The sequence below is a fragment of the Pradoshia eiseniae genome (assembly GCF_002946355.1).
GTDB lineage: Bacteria > Bacillota > Bacilli > Bacillales > Pradoshiaceae > Pradoshia > Pradoshia eiseniae.
Genome location: NZ_PKOZ01000001.1, coordinates 916,324 through 941,401 on the forward strand (window position 1 = coordinate 916,324; position 25,078 = coordinate 941,401).

Annotated in this window: 21 protein-coding genes; 15 read left to right on the forward strand and 6 right to left on the reverse strand. The window is 40.3% G+C overall.

Translation table 11 applies throughout. From position 1 onward, the window contains the following. Positions 1-54 precede the first annotated feature (54 nt). The gene (locus tag CYL18_RS04530) at positions 55-765 is read left to right on the forward strand and encodes a gamma-glutamyl-gamma-aminobutyrate hydrolase family protein (RefSeq protein WP_104848238.1); all 711 of its coding nucleotides are present in this window, start codon (positions 55-57) and stop codon (positions 763-765) included. 31 nt (positions 766-796) lie between these two features. On the opposite strand, the gene CYL18_RS04535 is transcribed toward CYL18_RS04530, so the two are convergent. After that, positions 797-1,294, reverse strand: coding sequence for an NUDIX hydrolase (locus CYL18_RS04535; RefSeq protein ID WP_330847565.1), 498 nt, complete (start codon positions 1,292-1,294; stop codon positions 797-799). Positions 1,295-1,392: 98 nt separating this feature from the next. On the opposite strand from CYL18_RS04535, the gene CYL18_RS04540 reads away from it, so the two are divergent. Then, positions 1,393-1,863, forward strand: a complete 471-nt coding sequence (locus CYL18_RS04540; RefSeq protein WP_104848240.1) for an acyl-CoA thioesterase — start codon at positions 1,393-1,395, stop codon at positions 1,861-1,863. A 68-nt stretch (positions 1,864-1,931) separates the two neighbouring features. After that, positions 1,932-2,216 (forward strand): PTS lactose/cellobiose transporter subunit IIA, encoded by a 285-nt coding sequence (locus CYL18_RS04545; RefSeq protein ID WP_104848241.1) that lies wholly within the window; start codon positions 1,932-1,934, stop codon positions 2,214-2,216. A gap of 1 nt (position 2,217) precedes the next feature. Here CYL18_RS04545 and CYL18_RS04550 read toward each other — a convergent pair whose 3' ends face one another. Continuing rightward, positions 2,218-2,481, reverse strand: coding sequence for a small, acid-soluble spore protein, alpha/beta type (locus CYL18_RS04550; protein ID WP_104848242.1), 264 nt, complete (start codon positions 2,479-2,481; stop codon positions 2,218-2,220). A 119-nt stretch (positions 2,482-2,600) separates the two neighbouring features. Here CYL18_RS04550 and CYL18_RS04555 point away from each other — a divergent pair, with 119 nt between their 5' ends. Continuing rightward, positions 2,601-3,356 (forward strand): exodeoxyribonuclease III, encoded by a 756-nt coding sequence (locus CYL18_RS04555; RefSeq protein ID WP_104848243.1) that lies wholly within the window; start codon positions 2,601-2,603, stop codon positions 3,354-3,356. A gap of 260 nt (positions 3,357-3,616) precedes the next feature. On the opposite strand, the gene CYL18_RS04560 is transcribed toward CYL18_RS04555, so the two are convergent. Next, positions 3,617-4,030 (reverse strand): DUF6442 family protein, encoded by a 414-nt coding sequence (locus tag CYL18_RS04560; protein WP_104848244.1) that lies wholly within the window; start codon positions 4,028-4,030, stop codon positions 3,617-3,619. Continuing rightward, a complete protein-coding gene (locus CYL18_RS04565; protein ID WP_104848245.1) occupies positions 4,020-4,232 on the reverse strand; it encodes a helix-turn-helix transcriptional regulator in 213 nt (70 codons plus the stop codon). The genes CYL18_RS04560 and CYL18_RS04565 overlap by 11 nt, the downstream gene beginning before the upstream one ends. Before the next feature lie 702 nt (positions 4,233-4,934). On the opposite strand from CYL18_RS04565, the gene CYL18_RS04570 reads away from it, so the two are divergent. Together CYL18_RS04570 and CYL18_RS04575 are read left to right on the forward strand one after the other, a co-directional pair. Then, positions 4,935-5,171, forward strand: a complete 237-nt coding sequence (locus tag CYL18_RS04570) for a hypothetical protein (RefSeq protein WP_146102811.1) — start codon at positions 4,935-4,937, stop codon at positions 5,169-5,171. Positions 5,172-5,311: 140 nt separating this feature from the next. Then, positions 5,312-5,749, forward strand: a complete 438-nt coding sequence (locus tag CYL18_RS04575) for a hypothetical protein (protein ID WP_104848247.1) — start codon at positions 5,312-5,314, stop codon at positions 5,747-5,749. 370 nt (positions 5,750-6,119) lie between these two features. Here CYL18_RS04575 and CYL18_RS04580 read toward each other — a convergent pair whose 3' ends face one another. Beyond that, positions 6,120-7,412: an MFS transporter gene (locus CYL18_RS04580; protein WP_104848368.1), complete on the reverse strand. Its 1,293-nt coding sequence runs from the start codon at positions 7,410-7,412 to the stop codon at positions 6,120-6,122. A 13-nt stretch (positions 7,413-7,425) separates the two neighbouring features. Then, positions 7,426-8,733 carry an alkaline phosphatase family protein gene (locus CYL18_RS04585; RefSeq protein WP_104848248.1) on the reverse strand — a complete coding sequence of 436 codons (1,308 nt, stop codon included), beginning with the start codon at positions 8,731-8,733 and terminating at the stop codon, positions 7,426-7,428. Between the two features lie 259 nt (positions 8,734-8,992). Between CYL18_RS04585 and CYL18_RS04590 the strand changes: the two genes are divergently transcribed. From CYL18_RS04590 to CYL18_RS04635, 9 genes are all read left to right on the forward strand, one after another. Beyond that, a complete protein-coding gene (locus tag CYL18_RS04590) occupies positions 8,993-9,811 on the forward strand; it encodes a pyruvate, water dikinase regulatory protein (RefSeq protein ID WP_104848249.1) in 819 nt (272 codons plus the stop codon). After that, complete coding sequence (gene ppdK / locus CYL18_RS04595; protein ID WP_104848250.1) at positions 9,811-12,471, forward strand: pyruvate, phosphate dikinase; 2,661 nt, start codon at positions 9,811-9,813, stop codon at positions 12,469-12,471. The genes CYL18_RS04590 and ppdK overlap by 1 nt, the downstream gene beginning before the upstream one ends. A 630-nt stretch (positions 12,472-13,101) precedes the next feature. Further along, entirely contained in the window at positions 13,102-13,404 is a 303-nt protein-coding gene (locus tag CYL18_RS04600) for a hypothetical protein (RefSeq protein WP_146102812.1), read from the forward strand. 10 nt (positions 13,405-13,414) lie between these two features. After that, positions 13,415-15,130, forward strand: coding sequence for a CDC27 family protein (locus tag CYL18_RS04605; protein ID WP_104848252.1), 1,716 nt, complete (start codon positions 13,415-13,417; stop codon positions 15,128-15,130). Positions 15,131-15,787: 657 nt separating this feature from the next. Beyond that, entirely contained in the window at positions 15,788-17,941 is a 2,154-nt protein-coding gene (locus CYL18_RS04610) for an ATP-dependent Clp protease ATP-binding subunit (protein ID WP_104848253.1), read from the forward strand. A gap of 185 nt (positions 17,942-18,126) precedes the next feature. Next, positions 18,127-21,543 (forward strand): S8 family peptidase, encoded by a 3,417-nt coding sequence (locus tag CYL18_RS04615; protein WP_104848254.1) that lies wholly within the window; start codon positions 18,127-18,129, stop codon positions 21,541-21,543. 577 nt (positions 21,544-22,120) lie between these two features. After that, entirely contained in the window at positions 22,121-22,786 is a 666-nt protein-coding gene (locus CYL18_RS04625; RefSeq protein WP_104848256.1) for a PspA/IM30 family protein, read from the forward strand. A gap of 42 nt (positions 22,787-22,828) precedes the next feature. After that, on the forward strand, positions 22,829-23,350 hold the full coding sequence (locus CYL18_RS04630) for an NfeD family protein (protein ID WP_104848257.1): 522 nt from the start codon (positions 22,829-22,831) through the stop codon (positions 23,348-23,350). Between the two features lie 11 nt (positions 23,351-23,361). Further along, the gene (locus tag CYL18_RS04635; protein WP_104848258.1) at positions 23,362-24,897 is read left to right on the forward strand and encodes a flotillin family protein; all 1,536 of its coding nucleotides are present in this window, start codon (positions 23,362-23,364) and stop codon (positions 24,895-24,897) included. The last annotated feature ends 181 nt before the right edge of the window (positions 24,898-25,078 follow it).

Below are 25,078 nucleotides of genomic sequence, written 5' to 3' on the forward strand. Positions count from 1 at the left end.
AAGATTATCTTTACTCAGATACGGGAATAGTCGTCTATTAGGGAGGTAATAACCATGAAAGATAAACCAATTATCGGATTAACAAGTAATTTATATGAGGTAGAAGGTATTGAAAGTACAATCATCTACTTACAATATTCAGAGGCTGTAAAGAAGGCGGGAGGAATTCCAATTATTTTCCCGCTCGGTGATGAGGATATCGCTAAGGTATGGATTTCCATGGTCGATGGTGTATTGCTAACGGGCGGCATTGACGTTCATCCGAAGTTTTATGGAGAGGAGCCTAGTGAAAATCTCGGTGTAACAGATGAAAGGCTGGATAAATCGGATTTAGCCGTTATTAAAGAGGCAAGGAAGCAGAAGAAACCCCTCTTTGGGATTTGCAGGGGCTCCCACTTAATTAATGTTGCTCTTGGCGGAACTCTCCATCAGCATCTTGATGATGAAGATCCTATCCGTAATCTTGATCACTTAACCGATGTTGAGAGGCCTGAGACGGTTCATGAAATAACCGTAGAAAAGGATACCCGATTCCACGAAATCTTGAAAAAGGATAAGGCGAAGGTGAACAGCTTCCATCATCAAGGGGTAAAGAAACTGGGCGGTGGCTTGAGATGCGCTGCTAAGGCGGAAGACGGCTTAATCGAGGCCTTCGAGGGAAAAGCTGAGCCAATCATTGGGACGCAATTTCACCCTGAGGAATTGAGCGAGCATGACTTCAGTATGGAGAGATTGCTGAAGTATTTCGTGAGCATGTGTAAATAATTCGTTTTGATGTAGGGAATATGCCTATCGGTTAACTCAGATGGGTGAATTCATAGCTTATTAATTTTTTGTCTTGAAGGATGCAGACATGCTTTAATGGTTCACGGCAGTTTAATACATTCAGCAAATAGTGAGGAATCATTTCTCCGGCACCTAACTGGCCGGGGGCTAGCAGCCATGAAATCTTTTTCCAATCCAGTATCCCTTCAGCTGTCTTTTGGGGTGTTTCATAGTGAGTGGCACTAGGGATATCAGCTAAGAAAACATAAAGGCCGTCTTGATAACCAAGATCTGTTTCCCATGTGATGATTCCTTTGAAGGTGACTTCTTCCGGCTTTATCGAAATACCTGTTTCTTCATCAATCTCTCTTATGATGCAGTCCAGAGGAGTTTCGCCTTCTTTCATCTTTCCGCCGATACCGTTCCACAATCCTTGAACAGGGGCAAAATCCCTGTTCAGCATAAGGATTTCGTCCTTTCTTTTTAGAAAACATAAGGTGTATTTATACAAAGTATCTCTCCCCTTCAACCATATTATCTTTTAAAGCAATAGCAGCAAATGGAAGTCTCCCTGAAAATATAGTACATTAAGAAGGAAGATACTATCAAACAGGAGACTAGAATTTTATGCATAATGAAGCGAAGAAAGTCAAAGATTCGTTAACGTATTTAACCGATTTGATCCTGCCTGCTGACACAAACCATTATGGGACGGTATTTGGCGGAAAGGTAATGGCGTATGTCGATAAAATTGCCGGCATTGCTGCGATGCGTCATTGCCGCAAACCTGTCGTGACTGCTTCAGGAGATTCATTAGATTTCCATGCCCCTATCAAGTCAGGGGAAGCCATTAATCTTGAGGCATTTGTCACATGGGCTCATAAAACATCCATGGTTGTCTATGTGAAGGTGGAAGGAGAAAATCTTATGACAGGTGAGCGCCGCTTGACCTCTGAGGCCTATCTAACGATGATTGCTGTCGATGAAGCGGGCAGGCCATCACCGGTACCGGCTATCATTCCGGAGACAGAGCTTGAAATCAGCCTGTATAAACGCGCCGAAGAACGCTACTTTGATCGAAAAAAACAAACAAAATAGACAAGCCTGCTTCTATTATAAGCCCCTTCGTCATACTAGTTAGTAATAGATGATGAGGGGGCTTACCTATGCAAGGAGGAAATGAATTAATTCAGGCCTTATACTTATGCGGAGAGGACTGCAGCAGTACGGCCATTGAAGCCTTTGCAGCCGCAAATGCAGGAGAAATCGAGCTAGCCCACAAGAAATTGAAAGAGGCGGATGACTCGTTTAATTATGGACGAGCCATCCAGTTGTCTATTATCAAAAACATGGATGGCAGAGAGAATCGTGAAAAGGTTGTTGCTGAAAACTATCTGCTTCTGGCCATGAACATGAATGATATGATTCGTGAATACGTGAAAAGGTTATAAATCAGTTTTTTGGCGGGTTAATTCTTAATTGCTCCATAGCCATTCTCGTTAATTCCTTTACCATGCCTCCGCCTAACGCTCCGCCAATTTTCCCGGCGTCTTCCGCGGTGATTTTGCCATTATAGCCATGTGCAAGCGGAATGTTTTTTTCTTTAGCAATTTCATACTTTGCTTTTTCTGGATCATCCGTATGGGCGATTTGTGCTTTTAAGCGGTCGAGAGCTTGCCTTGATTCTGGAATCATGATTTTTGTTCTTCTTGCCATTTTTCTTCCTCCTTTTTCATTAAAGTATCCAGAGGGGAGTCAAATTAGTCTTGTCTGGTATAATGGAAATAACGTTCACTAATAGAACATGAGAGAGTTATAGGGGGATTAGAATTTAGATGAGATTAGTGTCATGGAATGTCAACGGCTTAAGAGCATGTGTGGGGAAAGGCTTCTTGGAGGTCTTTCAAAACCTTGATGCAGATGTGTTCTGTGTTCAGGAAACAAAGCTTCAGGAAGGTCAAATTGCCCTCGAGCTAGAAGGATATCACCAATACTGGAACTATGCGGTTAAGAAAGGGTATTCCGGAACAGCCGTATTTACTAAGGAAAAGCCAAAGTCAGTTTCTTATGGAATCGGCAAGGATGAATATGATGTTGAAGGCAGGGCCATAACCCTTGAGTTCGAAAGCTACTACCTCGTAAATGTCTATACGCCTAATTCACAGCGGGATTTGGCGAGACTTGGATATCGCCTCGTTTGGGAAGATTTATTGAAGGATTATTTACTGGAGCTTGGCGAGAAGAAGCCAGTTATTCTTACTGGAGACTTGAATGTGGCCCACTCTGAAATTGATTTAAAAAATGCAAAATCCAATCGGGGCAATTCAGGATTCACCGATGAGGAAAGGCAAAAGATGACGGAGCTCCTTGAATCAGGATTTGTTGATTCATTCCGTCATTTGCACCCGGAATTGACTGATCATTATACATGGTGGTCGTATATGAGCCGCGTTCGCGAACGTAATATCGGCTGGAGAATTGACTACTTCATCGTGCAAAGCTCAATTGCTGACAAAATAAAGGCAGCCAGCATCCATTCGGAAATTATGGGTAGTGATCATTGCCCGATTTCGGTGGAGATAGATTTATAAGGAAGAAACAACACCATTCCAGGAACAAACGGAATGGTGTTTTTATTATTCAAGGCTGTTTTCGTAAAGATTGTTGCTATTGAATAAAAAGGGAAACTGCTATTCATATTATGGTGCAATCGAGAAGAGAGCACCTTCTTGAACAAAAAGGGTAGTTTAGTTTAATAAGGTTTTGATGAATAACATAAAGAACAATATTAAAGTGAACTGAGGAATAAGTTTATTAAGGACTGTTATATGGATTAGTTGTTATTGTCGTTTTACATTTCCTTAGAATATTTATATAAATAAAAGATGAACACACCGTACACAAGTAAGTAAGCAAAGACAAGTAAAAGGATAATTGATAAGTCTGCATTCAGGAAAACAAAAATCAGCATTAGTATGGTTAAAATATAACCCATTGCATCAAAACCTTTTGCCTTTGCGTTATTATTAATAGCGATATTTCTTTCATCTTTTTCTTCAATTGAAGCTTTTCGTTTATATTCTGGATTTTTTTCAGCAATCGCAATTACAATTATTTGAGCCAAACTAAGACCAAATAGTCCAGCTCCAATCCCAATAAGAAGTCCAGGTATCGTATTTCCTGTAATTACAAACTTTCCAATAGCAACAAAGATTGCTGCCAAAACTGTTAGGGCTAAATATATTTTTATCTTTTTATTTTTCATTTTCTTCACTCTCCTCATAAATAAAAATGTCTTCAATACTGACCTCAAACAGTCGAGCGATTTTAAAAGCTAAAATGATAGAGGGATTATAACGACCGTTTTCAAGTGAGCCAATGGTTTGGCGAGAGACTTCTAAGCGATCTGCTAACTCCTCCTGTTTGATGCCGTGCTTCTTTCTCAACTCAGCAAGTCTATTTTTCATCCCCTAGCCTCCTTATTTGATGGAAAGTTAACTTTCCATCAAGTTCATTATATTTGAAAACCTTCACCACGTAAAGTTTGCTTTCCATAACAAAAGTCAATTTAGGCAAAACTCTATCCCGATTTCCTTTAACTAACAGAAGCAAATCAATTTCAAGGATTTTAATAAGGTCTCTTTTTTGAAAGTAACTAACGGGTGCATTGATTTAAGAAGGATTAATGCCTTTTTGTGTTGAATTTCTTATGGAACAGACGTGGCAGGGTAAACGGTTGAAGGATTTATTTTTACTTTACCGAATATATAATTTAAGGATCATATTAAGAAGGAGAATTAAAATGCTTAATCAATAAGCACGAATGTATTCTTTTATTGTGTAGTTAGAACGGAGGACATTATTGATACTTTTTAACCTGTTATTTGTCTTATTGACGATTTTAGTAGTAGGGTATGGCCTGTATTTTTTAGAATTTAAGAAAAATAAGAATAGAAACAGTTTTATTATCGGTTATCTATATTTGCTTTTTGGAGTAGTTGGATTAGTTGTAACTATAATGGTATTAATTTAATCTTTTTCCATTTCATTTGGCTATCTTCTTATAAAATATCGACATCTTTTAAAAGTGGGATATTCATTTTGTTGATTGATTCAAAGTAGATATTATATTCAACAAAAAGGTCAGTTTAATGGAAGAAGGAATGAGGATGAATATTGAAAAAGAAAATCATTGGGTTATTTATAGTAGAGGAAAATCTACATTTAAAGGAGCATTATTGAAATTAATGGTGATACGGTCATTGTTGATTGGGAAAGGGCAGAACCTTTGTGACCTTGCAGTAAATCGGGCCGCAACGTTCCAAGTTGGGGATGAAATAGAAGGTGGTTTTTACGGGGTAATTAAGGAATCGTATCCCTCTCAAATTAATACCCTTTTTGTTTAATTGGTTGAATAACTATTCATAGAAGGATAAATGTCCTTTCTATCGAAGTCCTGATGGAAGTAACAGGGAGTTTAGTTGAGGAAGGTATTGTAAGAATGCTTATAGTATTGAGTTTTTAAAAAAGAGAGTAGGTGTCTGTAATGCTTCAACAGATTAAAATAGCAAATTGGTTAGTAGAAGCTGATATCTCTAAGACACGTGAATTTTATAATAAAGGTATTAGTGTATGTGATTGTTTGGACTGTAAGAATTTTGTAGAGGCTTGTAAGCATTTAGATACTTCCGTAGCTATTTTTTTCAATAATTTAGGAATTAATCCTGCTATGCCAGCAAATCTTTCTATATTTCCAACCAAAGAGACTATGATAAAACAATACATCGGGAATTATCATTTTGTAGGCAAAGTGTTAAAAGGAGAATTTAATACATTTGAAAATGCTTTCGAAATCAAAAGTTTTATGTTTGACTTTTCGGACGACTTAGCATTTGTTCCAGAAGATTTTCCTGATCCTGTCCTTCAGTTAGATTTTGATGCTGAAATCCCTTGGGTTCTTGATGAGCATCCAGATGAAATTTAAATGGACGATGATTCTAATTCACCCAATAAGGTTAAAAGAATAAAAAAGAAAGTCCGTTTTTTTAGCTAATGTGAGCAAAAACAGAAGATAAAGGTTGTTAAATTAACGGTTTTTATGCTACAAACAGAGCGGCATTCCTGTAATAAAGAAGTAAGTTTACGAAGGAATGTACTTAAACTATTATGGGCTTTAGTTCAATAACAAGTATAGCCACTTCCTTTAAGGGAGTGGCTATTTTCATATCTATAAGAAGTATTAATCAATAGCAACAATCCTTACAAAAACAGTTATTCACTAAAAAGAGATGAGGTGACAATTTGGCTCCATAACAAACGCCCAATCCACTGATCCATGGAAAGGGCGCTCTATTTTACGGCTGATTGGGCGGTGAGAAATCCGTCGCTGGTACAGCGGGTGCTTTCTGTTGAGCTGGAACCTTTATGAGAATCACTGCCCCGATGACAAAGAGGATGATAAGGCTGAATACGCCCATATTTGATTGGCCAGTTATCTGTGTAGTCACCCCCATTAAGAAGGGACCTGTAATGGCGGCGAATTTACCAAAAATATTATAGAATCCGAAAAACTCATTGGAGGATTCCTTTGGTACAAGTTTCGCAAAATAGGAGCGGCTTAGCGCTTGTATCCCCCCTTGGGAGGAGCCGACTAGCATGGCTAAAATCCAGAAGTCGATAGCTGAATCCATAAAAAAAGCATAGATGCAGATGAGCGTATAGATGATGATGCCAAATAGGATCATATTCTTTTCATTGTACTTCCCTGCTAGTTTCCCATATAGGAGGGAAAAGGGGGCGGCCACTACTTGGGTAACAAATAAAACAATAAGCAGCGTAGTCGAGCTCAATCCCATATCCGTGCCGTAAGCCGTCGACATCGTGAGGATTGTATGGACGCCATCTATGTAGAAGAAGTAAGCCAGCAGGAAAAGGAATAAGCTTTTATAGGATTGTATGTTTTTGAATGTTTGGTACAACCGTTTGAAGCTCGCTCTAACTGGATTTGGAACTGGGCTGATATAGTATACCTGCTCGATATTCTTTAAAAAAGGGATGGTAAACAACCCCCACCATAAGGCCGTAATGAAGAAAGCGGCCTGCATTGCAACCGTCAATGAAAGGGGAATCAGCTCCATTTGAGCGGACATGATTAGGCCAATCCCTATCACAAAGGGAATGGTGCTTCCGATATATCCGGTCGCATATCCGTATGCCGATGTCTTGCTCATGCGCTCCTCTGTCGTGACATCCACGAGAAATGCATCATAAAAGATATTGGCTCCTGCAAAGCCAATGGACGTCAAGATAAAACAGGCGAGCAAGAAAAACCATTGTTCAAATGGAACGACTGCGAGAAGCATTGTGAAGAGGATACCTAATAGAAAGAAAAACGTAAAGAACCGTTTCTTGAAACCTTTAAAGTCAGCGATTGTTCCGAGCATGGGGGCTAAAATTGAAACAAGTAAGGTCGCTATTGAATTAGCATAGCCCCAATAAGCGGTTGAAGTTGAAGCGGCCAGACCAGCCTCGTTGGCTGAAGCCTTGAAATAGAGCGGGAAGATTGCCGTCACGACAACGATAGAGTAGGCAGAATTAGCCCAGTCATACATGGCCCAGCTCTTCTCCTGCTTGGTTAATTTCTTCATGGAATACACTCCCTCATTCAATGGTCAGAAACTCTTTAACTACATGTCCATCTGTTTTACCTAAATCTAAGCCAAGCAAGGCAGCTAATGTCGGACCGATATCGACTAAATCTATGTGAGAAACCGTTACATCTTTCTTGATTCCTTTTCCAGATGCCATGAAAATAGTATGATAATCAGCTTTATTAGGCGAATAACCATGAGTTGCTAATATATGCTTTTTTTGCTCATCATGCTCTTGAATTGGTTCAATAAAATCTTCTGAAACATCATCTAGAAAATAAAATCCCCGTCTGGCCTCGAGCATAAAGGAGCACTCTGGGTCAGCCCCCATCCTGGCGGCCTCGTTGCCGCTTAAAACATCTTCTATTCCGTTGGCTGGGTTTTGCTGCAGTGAATATAAAAAGGCTTTAACTTGGGTTTTTAAGGTTTTATCCTTTTTATCTTTTATATAAATATATGCCGAGCCATCACATGATTTGCAGTAAACCCGCCATTTCGAAATCTGGCTGCGATGATTGACAGAAAGCCAGCTGTTTTCTTTTAATAGGACGTTCATATGGATGGCTTTATTCTCGTCTAAAGCACTGTGGTCTCCGAGCACAATAATGGTCGTCTCATCATAAAGCTTCTTTCTCTTCAAAGCACCTAATATCGCTCCAAGCCGCTCATCAAGCCGCTTTATCGCAGCCGTCGCCTCTGGTGAGGAAAAGCCGTGATAGTGACGCATGGAGTCCAAATCCGTGAAATGAACCATCATCAAGTCTGGCTGGTATGCTTCGATTGTGTGGACCGAAGAGGCAAGAACAAAATCATCTAGCTCCGGCTGTTTTATCCCATTACGTAAATGTCCGAACCGTTTATTCAACTCCCATTGATAGGCGGGCGTGCCGCTGAACAAAGATACAAGCAGTTGAGTTTGCCACCAGCGATTCGGAAAGATCTCCGGCAGATTATAATTGATTTGGGCCCGCCCTGTAACAGGCCAAAGCAGGGCGGCTGTCTTCATCTTTGCTTTATTTGCCTCATCATAAAGGGTCGTGCCGCTGATTTTACTCCGGTACCAATTCCAGTCAGGAGAATGGCGTCCTGGCTGGATAAGCGTATTATGGATAATTCCGTGATTCTTCGGGTATCTGCCAGTCACTATGGTTGTGTGGCATGGATATGTAAGTGAGGGATAGATGGTCTTTACCCTTGGAGCTAATGATCCCTTTGAGAGCACCTCCCTAAAATGAGGAAGGTCACGAATAAGCGGATAGTCCAAGGCTGATAAACAATCAAAGGATATAACAAGCATGCGTGCAGTCAAACGTTTCATAAACACCTCCGTATATGGAAAATAAATCTATTGTCTTTATTTTACTATGCGGCCATTCGCTTGTCTGATAAAAAAATATATTTTCTGATAATTTTATCTATACAAAATAGTAGGCAATTTCATGGTTAATGTTATATACTAAATTTGAATAGTATGACACAATTGAACGAAGGGGTGATTAATTGTACGTTTACCCCTTTAAATGAACAAGGTTGATACATAAGATATATTGAAAAGTCAGAAAGGAGATGAGCATAAATTGGACAGGAGAGAAGTGGTTTATGTTGTCTCTGATTCCGTGGGAGAAACAGCGGAATTTGTTGTGAAAGCCGTTTCAACACAGTTTAACGGCGGGCACGTCGATATAAGGAGAAACTCATTCGTCCAAAGCGAAGAGGATATTGATGAAATAATCAATATGGCCAGTGAGAATTCCTCCATAATTGCCTATACGATTGTCATCCCATCCTTGAAGGAGTATCTTGACCGGCAAGCAGCATTAGCAAATATTCAAGCGATTGATCTTCTTCATCCGTTAATGAACGCCTTTGAAGAAAAGTTTCATAAGGAAGCCAATCATCGATCGGGCTTGATGAGACAGCTTGATGATGATTATTTTCGTAAAGTGGAAGCAGTGGAGTTTGCCGTCAAATATGATGATGGACAAGACCCTAGAGGCATGCTCATTGCAGATGTTGTTTTGATTGGTGTCTCAAGGACATCGAAAACACCGCTTTCGATGTACCTTGCCCATAAAGGATACAAGGTGGCGAATGTTCCGTTAGTTCCTGAGGTATCCCCCCCAGATGAACTGTTTAAAATCAAGAAGAGCAAATGCTTTGGTCTCATCATCACGCCGGATAAGCTTAACGCTATTCGCAAAGAGCGGCTCAAATCATTGGGACTTACCTCAAAGGCAAGCTATGCGAGCTATGAAAGGATTCTGGAGGAGTTGGATTATGCCGAGAAAATTATGAAGAGGGTCGGCTGCCCGGTTATAAACGTTTCCGACAAGGCTGTAGAAGAAACAGCCAGCGTTATACTCGATATTTTAAAAAATGAGAGGAGTTACAAATAATGACCAAATTCGTCTATCTTTTTAATGAAGGAAATACAACTATGAAGGAATTGCTGGGGGGCAAGGGTGCCAACCTGGCTGAAATGACGAACATTGGCTTGCCTGTTCCTTTTGGGTTTACAATCAGCACGGAGGCTTGTAACTCTTATTATGATAATAATAAAGCAATTTCTTCTGAGTTGAGGGAGCAAATTTTAAGAGCTCTTTCTGAACTAGAAAGCAAAACAGGAAAGAAATTGGGCGACCCTTCAAACCCTCTTCTCGTTTCCGTACGCTCTGGCGCTGTTTTTTCAATGCCAGGTATGATGGATACCATTCTGAACTTGGGGATGAATGCTGAGACAGTCGTCGGGATGGCAAAGCTGACAAATAATGCCCGCTTTGCTTATGATTCCTACCGCCGCTTCATCCAAATGTTCTCTGATGTTGTTTTAGGGGTGGACACTTTTTATTTTGAACAATATTTGGAGGAAACCAGGGAAGCGAAAGGCTATACCCATGATCCGGAAATGAAAGCCGAGGATTGGATGGAAGTCATTGAAGGATACAAAAAAATCGTACAAAAACATACAAAACAAGCTTTCCCAGAAGACCCAGAGGAGCAATTATTCCTCGCTGTTAATGCCGTTTTTGATTCATGGAATAATCAGCGCGCAAAAGTATACAGACGCTTGAACAGAATTCCAGATCATTTAGGAACAGCGGTCAATATCCAGAGTATGGTGTTTGGGAATATGGGAGAAGATTCCGGTACAGGCGTGGCATTTACCCGTAACCCATCGACGGGTGAGCATATATTGTATGGCGAATATTTAATTAATGCACAAGGGGAAGATGTTGTGGCGGGAATCCGTACGCCAGAACCGATTCAAGCATTAGAGAAGGATATGCCTGCCGTATTTAAACAATTCACGGATACTTGCAAAAAGCTGGAAAGTCATTATTTAGATATGCAGGATATTGAATTTACCGTTGAACGCGGGAAATTATATATTTTGCAAACTAGGAATGGGAAACGGACGGCTCAGGCAGCGATTCGGATTGCGGTAGAAATGGAGGAAGAGGGAATCATTGATAAGCAAACAGCGTTATTGCGTGTCGATCCTGAACAGCTTGATCAGCTTCTTCATCGCCGTATTGATGATACTCATGTTCGAAAGCAGCTCGCAAAAGGTCTTCCTGCCTCACCTGGTGCTGCGACTGGAGAAGTCGTCTTTGATGCCGATGAAGCCGAACAGCTTGCTTCAGAGGGCGTGAAGGTCATTTTAGTCCGTCCGGAAACCACCCCGGATGATATTCACGGAATCGTCGCTTCACAAGCAATCGTTACGAGCAGGGGTGGCATGACGAGCCATGCCGCCGTTGTTGCGCGTGGTATGGGAAAAGCCTGCATTTGCGGATGTGATGCCTTGAAGATCGATCTGAAGGAGAAGCAATTCAAGGTTGGCGAGGTAATCGTGAAGCATCGTGAAATAATCACGATTGATGGCTCTACTGGAGAAATCATGCTTGGCGAGATTCCAATGATTGAACCTGAATTATCGGCAGAATTCAAAACATTGCTGCAATGGGCTGATGAATTGAGAGACCTTGGGGTTCGAGCAAATGCCGATAACCCGGAAGACGCGAAGAAGGCAATGGAATTTGGCGCAGGCGGGATCGGTCTTTGCCGAACTGAGCATATGTTCATGGATGCGAAGCGTGTTCCTTTTGTACAAAGAATGATTTTGGCTGAAACTCTCACAGAGCGGGAAGAAGCGTTAAGTCACCTCCTTCCAATGCAGCAGGAGGATTTTGAAGGGATTTTTGAAGCAATGGAAGGTCATCCAGTAACGATTCGTCTTCTGGACCCGCCGCTTCATGAGTTCCTGCCTGACAAGGAAGAATTGCTTGTTGATGTGACGAAGCTGCAAATCCTGCATCCTGATAGCACAGAATTGGCTGAAAAAGAGGCACTATTGAAGAAGGTCCGCCAATTGGATGAATTCAATCCAATGCTTGGTCATAGGGGCTGCCGTCTAGGCATGATTCATCCTGAAATCTATGGCATGCAAGCGAAAGCCATCTTTTACGCCGTTGCTGCCATTATGAACAAGGGGCTTCCTGTGAAACCGGAAATCATGATTCCGCTTGTGGGTCATGTGAATGAGCTAAGACAGATGAGACAGCTAGTGATTGATACAGCTAAAGAGGTCGAGCAAGAAACAGGACTTACGTTCACCTATACAGTTGGAACGATGATTGAAATCCCTCGTGCGGCGATCACAGCGGATGAAATTGCCGAGGAAGCAGATTTCTTCTCCTTCGGCACAAATGATTTAACCCAGACCACCTTCGGCTACAGCCGTGATGATGCAGAAGGGAAGTTCCTGCAAACCTATATAGAAGAAAAGGTATTGCCTGAAAACCCATTTGCGGTCCTTGACCAAGGCGGTGTCGGCAAATTGGTGGAAATGGGTGTCCAATTAGGCAGAAAGACTAAGCCAGAACTTAAAACAGGTATTTGCGGGGAGCATGGAGGAGAGAAATTTTCGATTGAATTCTGCTACAAAACAGGACTTGATTATGTAAGCTGCTCGCCGTACCGTGTGCCTTTAGCAAGATTAGCGGCTGCCCAGGCAACAATCCGCAACAAAAAGTCAAAGGAACCTGTTTATTAAGTAAATTCATATATCTAACGATTTCTTTGATACTCATTCTAAATGAATCAAAATCATAATAATAATTAGACCTTATAAAGAGAAATCTTTGTAAGGTCTTTTTTTGACCGGGTTTAAACGTTGGTTTGAGAAAGCTTGTAAAAATTAGCGCTTTTAGAGCTTTTCGTCACATCAAAAATCTGATTTTAACATAATCAAAGAGGAAAAAGGCCTTGAAGGAGGGTTGTTTTGGGAATGTTGAGGAGGATAGAAAATTTAAAAAAATGTCGATAAAGAATGCTGCTAAGAGATATAATGAAATTTTTATAAATAACAAGCTCATTCTTTGAGATGGTAGATATGTTTTTTACATCTGTTCGATCTAAAAGATAATCAACTCTAATTCCATGAAATTAGTAATTAGACATAGAGCAGATAGGGGGATTTCGTGTTCGTCAGTCTAATACCTACTAATCGTCCTTTGATTCGCTGTGAAATTTACACTTTGAAATAATGTTGGATACATATCTTTGTCTATCCGTAATTCTTTTTGATTTTATTATAGTATACGCTTCAAAAGCCTATTGATTTTTAGGCTGAAAAAGCGAAAAATAATTATAGGAATATTTTTATTTTTTATCAGGAGGTCTAATGATGGGAAAGAATATTATTTCTAAAATACTATTTAGTGTAGGTATTATTGAATTTGTTTGTGGCATTTTTATATTTTTAGTATTATCGGATGATAACTTTTTGATTGGATTACCATTTCTTATTATGGGAATTATTTTTGGAATTATATTTGTAGGATTTTCAGAAATAATTAATCTCCTTCAAGACAATGTGGATAACCAAAATGAAATGTTACGTATGATGAAAGATAAAAAAACAACTGTAAATGACAAGACTAAGTCGATGATACAGGATATTGAATCTAATTTACCAGAAATGTGAGGTGTTTTTTGTGGGTGGAAGATTTGAAACGTTATATAAGTTACATGATAATTTATATAAAAAGGGTACTTCTATTATTGTATCGGGGGGAGTTTTATTAAAAGATAGAGAAACCGATAATATTGTTGCCCAGTTAAAATTTCAAAGTATATCTGAATATAAAATTAAGGCATTAAAAATTTCACTCAAAGCATATGATGTTTCAGATAAAATTGTTGAAGGAATTGAGGAGTATCAATATCTTGATTTGAACATAAATAATGGAGAGTATTTCGGTTCTAATAAGGCGATTGTAATGCCGGATAATGTAACCCGTTCTATCGAAATAGGAAAGATATTAGTGGTTTTTGAAGGAAGGGATAATAGCGAGATTTGTGGTGCTGAATTATTACCTTTAGAACCCCCGCAAAGTCTGGAGTCCGTTTTGGATGACCCTGAATTAATCAAGCAATATCAAATTGAGACTTCTACACAAAGCAAATATATTCCTACAACCATTCAAGATTTGTGGTTGTGTACTTGCGGAAAGCTGAACAATACAAATACTTGTACTAGTTGTAGAGTAAGTAAAGAAAAAATTTTTAATGCTTATAATCCTGTTCTTTTGGAAGAACAACTTAAAGTTCGTCTCGATGCAGAAGAAGTTGAGCGTGAAAGACAAGAGAGAATAGCTGAAATATCACGTCAAGAAGCAGAACAGCAAAAAAGAAAAAAAAGGAAACAGATAGTACGTATTACAAGAGTTACGGTTGTTATTGTTATAGTATTATCTATAATTGCCTTTGCATGGACAAAAATTATTAATCCTTCTATACAATATTCTAAAGCGGAATCGTATTATGAAAAGGGGGATTATGACAATGCGATTGTAATATATAAAGAATTAGGCGAATACAAGGATTCTGTTCAAAAATTAGCCTCTGCTATAGATTTAAATGATAAAGATCAAGCATATAGTAGTGCCTTATCTTTATTTAATGCTGGACAGTACTTAGATGCATTAAGACTATTTGAAAAAGTATATGAATATCCTGATGTCACATATTATAGGGGCAAATGCTACTTCGAAATAGAAAGCTACAAGCAAGCAATTGAACTTTATGAAGAGCTAGGAAATGATAGTGATTTTAAAAATGATGCCGAAAAAGAAATACTCGAAGGATACTATTATTTAGGATTGGATGCGTTGAGAAATGGTGAGTTTTCAATAGCAGAAGAGTATTTGAATAAGACAGAATATGGGGATTCAAAAGAAGCACTGCAGATAATCGAAAAAATTAAACAGGAAAAATGGATAGGTATATATAGGAATGACGAGGATGATTCTGAATGGATGCAAATAGTTTGTTCAGTGAATGAAGATTTGACATATACATATGAAGTTTATCGGCAATCTAGTATATGGGAAGATTATTCTACCAATCTAGTGGTAGAAGCTGATGGAACTATGATTCTCGTAGATGAATTCAATGATTATAACGAAGAAAATAACGGTGGTCATTGGATAGAAGAATCTACGCACCAATTCCAAGAAGATAAATCAGTATATGAAGATACGGGTGGATCAAAAGGATATGGAGGTGGCTACTCTACTATAAGAATCGATTTAAAGCAAGAGGGAGATAATTTAATATTGCATACTAAAGCACGTACCTCATCATTTGAGTATGGTGCAGAGGAAGAGGAAGAAGAATCAGAATACAGTACAGTTTATATAAGACAATAGCCAATAAAATACACAATATAAGTGAATCTTTATGGATAGAAACGATAAGACAAAAACAATAATCGTTGTCTTAAATTTTTTAGTAGCTATTTTGCCTAATGAGACGTTAAAAGATTTATGGACAAGGTAAACAATGTGTAGAAGATATGAAATTGTGTTGCAAAAAAGATGGGTAGATTATAATTAATATTTAAAAATTATGCTGTAAGAAGAAAACTTGGCAAGATCTTTTTTTGACTAGAATTTCAAATATAAAGCCGAGCAACCTTGTAAATTAAGTACTTCTGGAACTGACTACCACACAAAATAAAATTCTGATCCAAAGTGCATAATCAAAGAAGAAAATCACCTTGAAATAAAGTTGTATTCGGAACGGTGTGGAGGAAAGAAAAATTTGCAACAGTGACGAATTAATAAATAGATAAATCTAAACCTAGAGCCTCTTAGGGAAAATGAATTCCCTGAGGGGCTTTTTATGTTTAAAAATAGGCTAGTACAGGCTGTTTTGATAAATATAAATCAAAATACTTGAAAGTCAAAAAAGGTCAGAGTATAATAAGCTCATAGGTCAAAGATAGTCAAAGTCAAACTTGACCTTATTTATAATCGTTAACCAATTATGATAAAGATAAATGAAAAATAGAGGAGGAGTCACATATGTTATGTGAAAAATGCCAAAAAAATCAAGCGACAGTTCAAATGCAACTCCGCATCAATGGTCATCAGGAAAATCACCATTTGTGCTCTTCATGCTATAGAGAAGAGCGACAAAAGCTTGGAACAAAGATGAATGGGCTCAACATGAATTCCATGAATCCATTTTCCTTTAACCCATTCTCCAATGAGTTTGGTCAGAGCGGCTTCCAAATGCCTGGTCAAGAGAAAAGGGAACAAGAATCTAGACAAACAGGACAATCTGGAGCCGGCGGGGGATTGCTGGACCAGTATGGCCGCAATCTTACTCATAACGCTAGGGCTGGACTGATTGATCCGGTCATTGGCCGTGATAAAGAAGTGAAGCGTGTCATTGAAATCTTGAATAGACGCACCAAGAATAACCCAGTGCTAATCGGTGAGCCAGGTGTAGGAAAGACAGCGATTGCGGAAGGATTGGCACAGAAGATTGCTGATGGAAATGTACCGGCAAAGCTAAAAACGAAGGAAGTCTATTTATTGGATGTTGCATCGCTTGTATCTAACACAGGAATCCGCGGACAATTTGAAGAGAGAATGAAACAATTAATATCAGAGCTTCAAACACGCAAAAATATTATCCTGTTCATTGATGAAATCCATCAGCTTGTCGGCGCTGGTTCTGCTGAAGGATCCATGGATGCAGGGAATATCTTGAAGCCGGCATTGGCACGTGGTGAGTTGCAGCTTGTTGGTGCGACAACCTTGAATGAATATCGTCAAATTGAAAAGGATGGCGCATTAGAACGACGCTTCCAGCCTGTTCAGGTCGATGAGCCTACCACTGAGGAAGCACTCCGTATTCTAAAAGGATTAAAGGAACGTTATGAATCCTATCATAATGTGGAATACAAGGATGAAGCGTTGTCAGCAGCGGTCGAGCTTTCACACCGCTATATCCAAGATCGTTTCCTTCCCGATAAGGCAATCGACTTAATGGATGAGGCAGGTTCAAGATTAAACTTGACGATTGAGGGAATCGAGGAAGAAACCGCTCAAAAACGCTTAGCTGAAATTCACAAAGAAAAAGAAGAATCATTACGAAATGAAGCTTATGAACAAGCAGCAAAACTTCGTGATGAAGAAGAAAAACTAGAAAAAATGCTTCAAGAGGGCACTGGAGAAACACCAGTCGTAACGGTTGATCATATTCAAAGCATCATCGAAGAGAAAACAGGCATTCCGGTTGGTAAGCTTCAGGAGGATGAAGCGAAACGCATGAATAATCTCGAAGGCGAGCTTAAAAAGAAAGTCATCGGACAAAAAGAAGCTGTCGAGAAAGTGGCAAAAGCTGTGCGCCGAAGCCGTGCCGGTTTGAAAGCGAAAAATAGACCGATTGGATCCTTCCTCTTCGTGGGGCCAACTGGTGTCGGGAAAACCGAGCTTTCAAAGGCGTTGGCTGAAGAGCTATTTGGGACTAAGGATTCCATGATACGCTTGGATATGAGTGAATATATGGAAAAACATAGTGTATCCAAATTGATTGGTTCTCCTCCAGGCTATGTCGGCCATGAAGAGGCCGGCCAATTAACTGAGAAGGTACGCCGTAAACCATATAGCATTATCCTTTTGGATGAAATTGAGAAAGCACATCCTGACGTAATGCATATGTTCTTGCAAATCCTTGAAGATGGGCGCTTAACGGATAGTCAGGGACATACCGTCAACTTTAAAGATACTGTTATTATCATGACCAGCAATGCGGGTGTGATGGACAGAGTCAATAAAGTAGGATTCGCGGCAGATTCTGTAGAGGAAGAAGTAAATATTCTTCAGCAGCTAAGCCCGTATTTCAAACCGGAGTTCCTGAACAGGTTTGATAACATCATTCAATTCGAATCTTTAAGTAAAGAAGATTTGCTTAAAATTGTTGATATTATGCTTGAGGAGCTTCATGGGATGCTCAAAGCAGAAGGATTGTCTCTTATGGTAACAGATGAAGTGAAAGAGAAATTGGCTGAATTAGGGTATAACCCAGCGTTCGGTGCCCGTCCGCTGCGCAGAGTCATCCAAGAAAAACTGGAAGATGCCATCGCAGATTCCATCTTTGATCAACCGGAGGTAAAAGCCTTCCAAGCCGTACTTGAAGAGAATGAAATCAAAATCATAAAAGCCTAATTTAGGCGTTCAACCCCCTTGCCGGTATCGAGGCGAGGGGGTTTCTTTTGTAAGCGCGAAAACCATTCATTCATCATTCTTTTTGTAATAAAATGTCGTAAAAAAACGGAAATATTTGAAAGGATTTAGACATTATGTAACGAATTTGTAATAGTCATCAAATAAAGTAGGGGAAGGGAGTTACAATGAAAAAATTAATGGCTGTTATCGCGGCTGGCCTTTTGGCCGTGTCTGCAACAGGGGGAGCAGCGGCGGCAGGGTTTGGTCCAACATCATTTGACCGCTCTGTCAAAGAAAACTTCAAGATGCCAGAGAAGACAACTGGACAGAAGCATGGTGAGTATTTGCAGGAGGAAACGCTTGTCATCAAATACTCCGGCACAATAAGTCATCTCTATCGTGCCAAGGATGTTTCCTTCAAAAAGGATTACTCCTCGCTCGGCTACAGCATCATTAAATTCAAGAAAGCGAGTGCGGCACAAGAAGCTCTCGCAAAATTGAGCAAGGCCAAAAATGTTCAGTCGGTCAGTCCAGGTGTGAAGGTCAAGTTGTCCTCGGTTAAAACAGACCCGAAGGTAAGTAAACAATATTTTAATCAGCTATTGAAGCTTCCGGAAGCGCAAAAGCTTGCAGGCAAGAATAAGGTATCGGTGGCCGTCATCGATACAGGGCTAGATGCGAACCATCCCGAATTAAAAAATAGGATTAAAGGAAGCTATAATGCAATCAATCCAATCAATGCTCCGAAAGCTGATAATCATGGAACTCATGTAGCGGGCATCATTGCCGGGGAGAAAAATAATGGAATAGGGGGATATGGAATAAACCCCCAAGCCGATATCTACTCCATCGATATCTTTAATCGTGATATTTATGCAACTGATTATACTGTTGCAGAGGGAATCCTGCAGGCCATCAAGAAGAAAGTAAAAGTCATAAATATGAGCTTCACCTCCTATTTTAGCTCGCCAATTATGGAAGCAGCTGTTGAAAAAGCAAGAAAAGCAGGCATTATCATGGTAGCAGCCGCCGGCAATGAAGGAGCTGATTCTGCTGAATTTCCGGCATCCTATGAGGGCGTTATCAGTGTAGGTGCTGTGGATAAAAACAAATCTCTCACAGAATATTCCTCCTATGGGGTATCGACCGATCTTGTTGCTCCTGGAGACAGCATTTATGCACCGACATATGGAATGGAGAAAAAGTCTACCTTTGAGGTTTTAAGCGGTACCTCCATGGCCACACCGATGGTTACAGGGACTGTATCCTTATTGCTGTCCAAGCATCCTGGTTTAAATGCAGCGCAAGTAGAGTATATTCTCAAAAAGACAGCAACCGATCTTGGTACGAAAGGATTTGATACTAAGTACGGATATGGAATGGTCAATCCTGCTGCTGCTTTAAAGTTTAATAAGAAAGAGATACCTTCCCTTTCTGTAGAAGCTTGGAATAAAGATACAATCTTAAAAAAGGCTAAAACTTTCAGCGGAACAAAATATACATCAAAACGGGTATTCACAAAGCCATTAGATCAGCACTGGGTCAAAAAGACTGTCAAAAAAGGGGAAACCTACCAAATCAACTTAAAGGAATCGAAGGTATTTGATTCTAAGCTATATGTTAATGTGTATTCCAAGGATGGGAAAAAGCAAAAAACGATGCTCATTGATGATGTGAAGGAAGGAAAGACAGAGGGTTATTATTTCACCGCCCCATTTGATGGGACATTGGCTATTGGCGTCAAAGACATTACAGGCAACTATGATGTAAAAGGCAGCAAGCTATCAGAATATGAATTGACAGTGAATAAAACGGTCGCAAAGGCAGATGAATCAGCGGAAGAAACACCAATCGTCATTGGCAGCCTTCCATACAGCACAAAGAATAAAGGAATGCATCTCCTTGGAAAGAACGGGGACGATGATTTCTATCAAATCACTACAGGGAATAAGCCTGAGAAAATTAAGCTCGAGATGGCCGCACAGCCGGGCAGCAATGTCAGCCTGCAAGTATTTGCTGATTACCAAGAAGAAGATGATGATATCGATCCAGCGGATACTGAACAAGAAATAGAAGAAGATGGAGATTTTGAAGAGGGAGCGGGCAAAGAATTAATTCTAGACATCAATAGCAGCGGAATTGGTGAGGCCGAATCAGATGTGCTGGAAGCAGAGCCGAACACCACCTATACGATTCAGGTATCAAATCGTTTTGAATCATTTGACGAAGATTTCTTTTTCATCGTTTTTTCAGACTCGGAGGAGTATGGAGGATTATCTTCGTTAATTCAGGGAACCATTCCTCAGAATGCTGACCCATATGAATTTAAAGCAACAAGGATATCCTTGCCCGCTGATGAGGATGGGATCACCGATATTTTCGAATTCATTTCCGAGGAAGAATATTGGAACTCCCCTTCTGATGACCTTTTGATTGATTTGCTCGACGAAATGGCAAAGCCCTATATTCTGACCAGTCAGCAAAAAGGCTATCTCCAATCAGCGCAAGATACGGATTGGTACCGCTTCACGGCAACTAAAACAGGCATTTATGCTTTTGACCTGGGCAAAGCCAATCATATGGTAGACGCCTACCAGGTCACAGATTATACAGAGCAGCTTACAGGAGAGCGATTGAAATTCCTTAACACAATCGGCTATAACGTTAACTCTTCCTTTACCGCGCTTACGAATACGATGTACCTCTCTATAGAAAAAGGAAAAACGTATTATTTAAACTTTTATACAAATCTATTAAGCGAGAAATACACCGAGAAGCCATATACATTTAAATCAAAGTTTCTTTCGGCTCCTGCTGATAAATATGAGAACAATGATGACTACCTAAAAATAAAAAAATTGCCATCTATGAAATTCCAAGGGGATTTTGGCAAAAACTTTGACACAGAATTCTTTTATTATCAGCCGAAAACATCAGGAGCTTACACAATGACACTTGACCAATCAGCACCTAAGACAAAGGGGCTGCCAAAGGACATCAAACGTCCAGTGGATTCGTATATGTTGGTATACGAGGATAAAAACAAGAATAAAGTACTCGATTACAAAGAACAGGAGTCACCTAATCTTATCGGACTTGGCATGGGATCCCAATATCTTGATAAGAATAAATCTTATATTATCCAAATTGCGGCCGATTACTTCTATATGCCATTCAGCTTGATGCAATATACCTTTGAAATGAAGCTGGCCAATCATAAGGATGAGGATGCCGGCTCTGTCATCAAAAACAATGTGCCATCAAAGCCAATCAGCATGAAAAACACTTCTTCAGGCAGATGGGAAAAATCAGGGCGAATCAATATTTACAATCAGAAAAAAGCCGATCAAGACTGGTATAAAGTAAGCTTCAAAAAAGATTTTGAAGGTCAGATTCTCTTGCAAGGCGGCAAGGAGCTTGATGGCAAAATCGAAGTGTATCAAAAGGGCAAGAAAGTCGCATCCTCAGACCGCTATGGGCAAAATGACACAGAAACCTTGCCAATTAAACTGAAAAAAGGAACCTACTATATTAAGATAACTGACTCCTATGGCGTTGCTTCCATCACACCATACACCTTGAAGGTCAAACAGACGAAATAGACTATTCGAGGCCCTTTCTTATGAAGGGCTTCAGGTTGTAGAGTAAATCCCGGTAAGGGTTTGCTCTACAGTTTTTTTATACTCTCGCACCCTATTTGAAAAGTGAAAGCTATTTACGGCAGAATGGACTCAGCGAACCGTGGGGGAGCTGCTTTCGCCAGCTCGCCTACGGCAAGAGCTGTCATCAGCATGCCTCCTTCTCCGTACCGAGAGTCTCGCCCATTCTACCGAAAATAGAGGTCTGCTCTTCATAAAAATTAGCATTTACAAAACAGATGTTTCCTCATTTTGGTATACTCCCTTGTACAAGGTCTAAAACTAAAGATAGCTTCTTGAAAAAGACCGAGTTTATCTACGATGAATATTACGACTGTTATAGAGAGCAGGAGAAGTCTGCCAACGGAGTATATATCAAAGTATGGACTGAGAATAAAAGCATCTTAGTCCATTTTGTCTACATCTGAGGCCCTTTCTTATGAAGGGGCTTTTTTTTGCTTGGAATAAAATCTCAAAATTTGAAACTTTTTAAAAATTTGACCGTAAAATAAGGTAAGATTATAAAAGGGAGGATGATGAGATGTTTGAATTTTTTAAGCGAATGAAGACAATTGTCAATTCAGAGCTATATGCCCTGATTGAGAAGGCGGAAGACCCAATAAAAATGGCCGATCAATATTTAAGGGAAATGAAAGCAGAGATTGATGAGGCGGAAAGAACTACTGCCAAAGTAATGGCTGAGGAGAAATTGGCTAAGAGAAAGGTAGCGGAACTGAAGGCGTTAATCGAGAAACGCAATACACAGGCTCTTGAGGCGTTGAAGGAAGGGAAGGAGGAGCTTGCTAAACAAGCCATTCAGCATAAACTCGATCTTGGAGCTGAATTAGCTTCTATGCAAAATCTCCTGAATCAGGCTTCCCAGAATGTGCAGATGCTGCAAGAAAAGCTTCGTGAAATGTCCGCAGATTACCGCGAATTACTCATTAAACGAGATGCATTGAAAACAAGAGCTTTGACGGCTAAGGCGCAAACGGCAATTAACCGTTCTCTCCAAACAGATACACGATCACCAGCAAAAGAAGGATTCTTGCGCATGGAGGAGAAGGTATTGGAATATGAAGCATTGGCTGAGGTAAGCGAAGAATTAAAAAGCAATCAATTAGATATCGACCGTGAATTCAAGAAAATGGAATCTGACCGGTTGGTTGAAGCGGAATTGAAGGCCTTGCGTGATACATTGACATAAGGCTTTCAATAAAATATGGAACTGGTTGAGAGGTGAGAGTCCATGGTCAACTCTTTACAGGAATTTTTCTTATACGGCGTCATCATTAGTACCGTTTTAACCTTTATATTAGTTCTCTTCAATGATTTATTTGACGGACTTTTACTGCCTCCATTTTTAAATCCCGTTCTTGTTCTTTCGTTCTTTACCATCCTATGTGGCATCGGTTATTTATTCGTGACTTTTACTTCTTTGTCTCCGATTCTTGCCACTCTTTTTTCTGCTATTATCTCATTTATCATCGTCGCATTTATTCACGTATTCATCCTGGTTCCTGTGTCAACTGCCCAGGAATCGTTGACGATCACGGAGGAGGATTTAAAGGGGCGGTTAGGTAAAGTGATTATCACTGTGCCAGAGGACGGATTCGGAGAAGTCCTTATTACGAGCAACAGCGGCTCATTCGCGAAACCGGCTGTTAGCTTTGATAAGGAAGCCATACCAGCAGAGGCAGAAGTACTGATTATTGATGTGAAAAATGGAGTCCTATATGTAAGTCCATATGAAAAATCTAAATTAGGATAGGGGATTTGAGAATGACATTAATTTATATAGGTATAGGAATTATTGCAGTATTACTCTTAAGTTTTCTAGGCGTATTCGTGACAAAATATAAAACGGCCGGTCCGGACGAAGCATTGATTGTCACAGGAAGCTTCCTTGGCAGCAAAAATGTACATATTGATGAATCGGGGAATCGAATCAAGATTGTCCGCGGCGGCGGTACATTCGTCCTTCCAGTCTTCCAGCAATCTGAACCTTTAAGTCTATTATCGAGCAAGCTTGAAGTATCGACACCTGAAGTATATACCGAACAGGGTGTGCCGGTTATGGCTGATGGGGTATCTATTATCAAGATTGGCAATACCATCTCAGAAATCGCAACGGCTGCGGAACAATTCCTCGGCAAAACAAAGGAAGACAGGGAGCTTGAAGCTAGGGAAGTATTAGAAGGACATTTGCGCTCCATCCTTGGTTCGATGACGGTTGAGGAGATTTATAAGAACCGTGAGAAATTCTCTCAGGAAGTGCAGCGAGTCGCATCACAGGACCTTGCTAAGATGGGGCTTGTCATTGTTTCCTTCACGATTAAAGATGTGCGCGATAAGAATGGGTACTTAGAATCACTCGGAAAGCCCCGAATCGCCCAGGTAAAGAGAGATGCAGATATCGCAACAGCGGAAGCAGACAAAGAAACTCGTATTAAACGTGCCGAAGCGGCTAAGGAAGCAACCAAGGCAGAGCTTGAAAGGGCAACAGAAATTGCTGAGGCAGAAAAGGTCAATCAATTGAAGATTGCCGAGTTCCGCCGCGAGCAGGATAGCGCGAAGGCCAAGGCTGACCAAGCGTATGATCTGGAAACCGCCCGGTCCAAGCAAGAGGTTACGGAACAGCAAATGCAAATTAAAATTGTTGAACGCCAAAAGCTAATTGAGCTTGAGGAAAAGGAAATCCTGCGCCGTGAGAAGCAGTATGATTCTGAGGTGAAGAAAAAAGCTGATGCGGATCGCTATGCTGTTGAGCAGGCGGCCTCCGCTGAAAAAACGAAGCAGCTGACTGAAGCAGACGCAAATCAATACCGTATTGAAGCGATGGCGAAAGCTGACGCTGAACGCATTCGTTTAGATGGATTAGCGAAAGCCGATGCCCAAAGAGCACAAGGGGTCAGTGAAGCAGAAATCATCCGTCTTAAAGGGGTTGCCGAGGCGGAAGCGAAACAGAAGATTGCCGAGGCCTTTGAACAATTCGGTCAGGCAGCCGTCATGGACATGATCTTGAAAATGCTTCCTGAATATGCGAAGGAAGTGGCAAAACCGCTCTCAAGCATTGACAAAATCACAATCGTCGACACGGGAAGCGGCAGCGGTGCAAACAGCGGCGCGAATAAGGTCACTGGCTATGCAACGAATTTAATGACCACCCTGCAGGAATCACTGAAAGCGTCATCTGGAATTGATGTAAAGGAATTGCTTGAAAGCTTCGCAGGAAAGAGCACAGGCATGACTCCAAGAGTCAATCTGGAAGAGGAGCTTCTAAAGGGTGATTTGCCTGAGGTGAAGGGGCTGGATTGAGACCGTTATAATTATGGGTGGACCAGGTAAAAACTGGTCCACACTCTTTTCATTTAATCTGAGAGGAAGGGTATCTAACATAATCGAAGAAGACAAACAAGAGTGCCTTATAGAATCGACACATTACAGATAGCTATCCTGTGAGATACTTTTTATGTGTTTGTAAATAGCTTGGCTATTG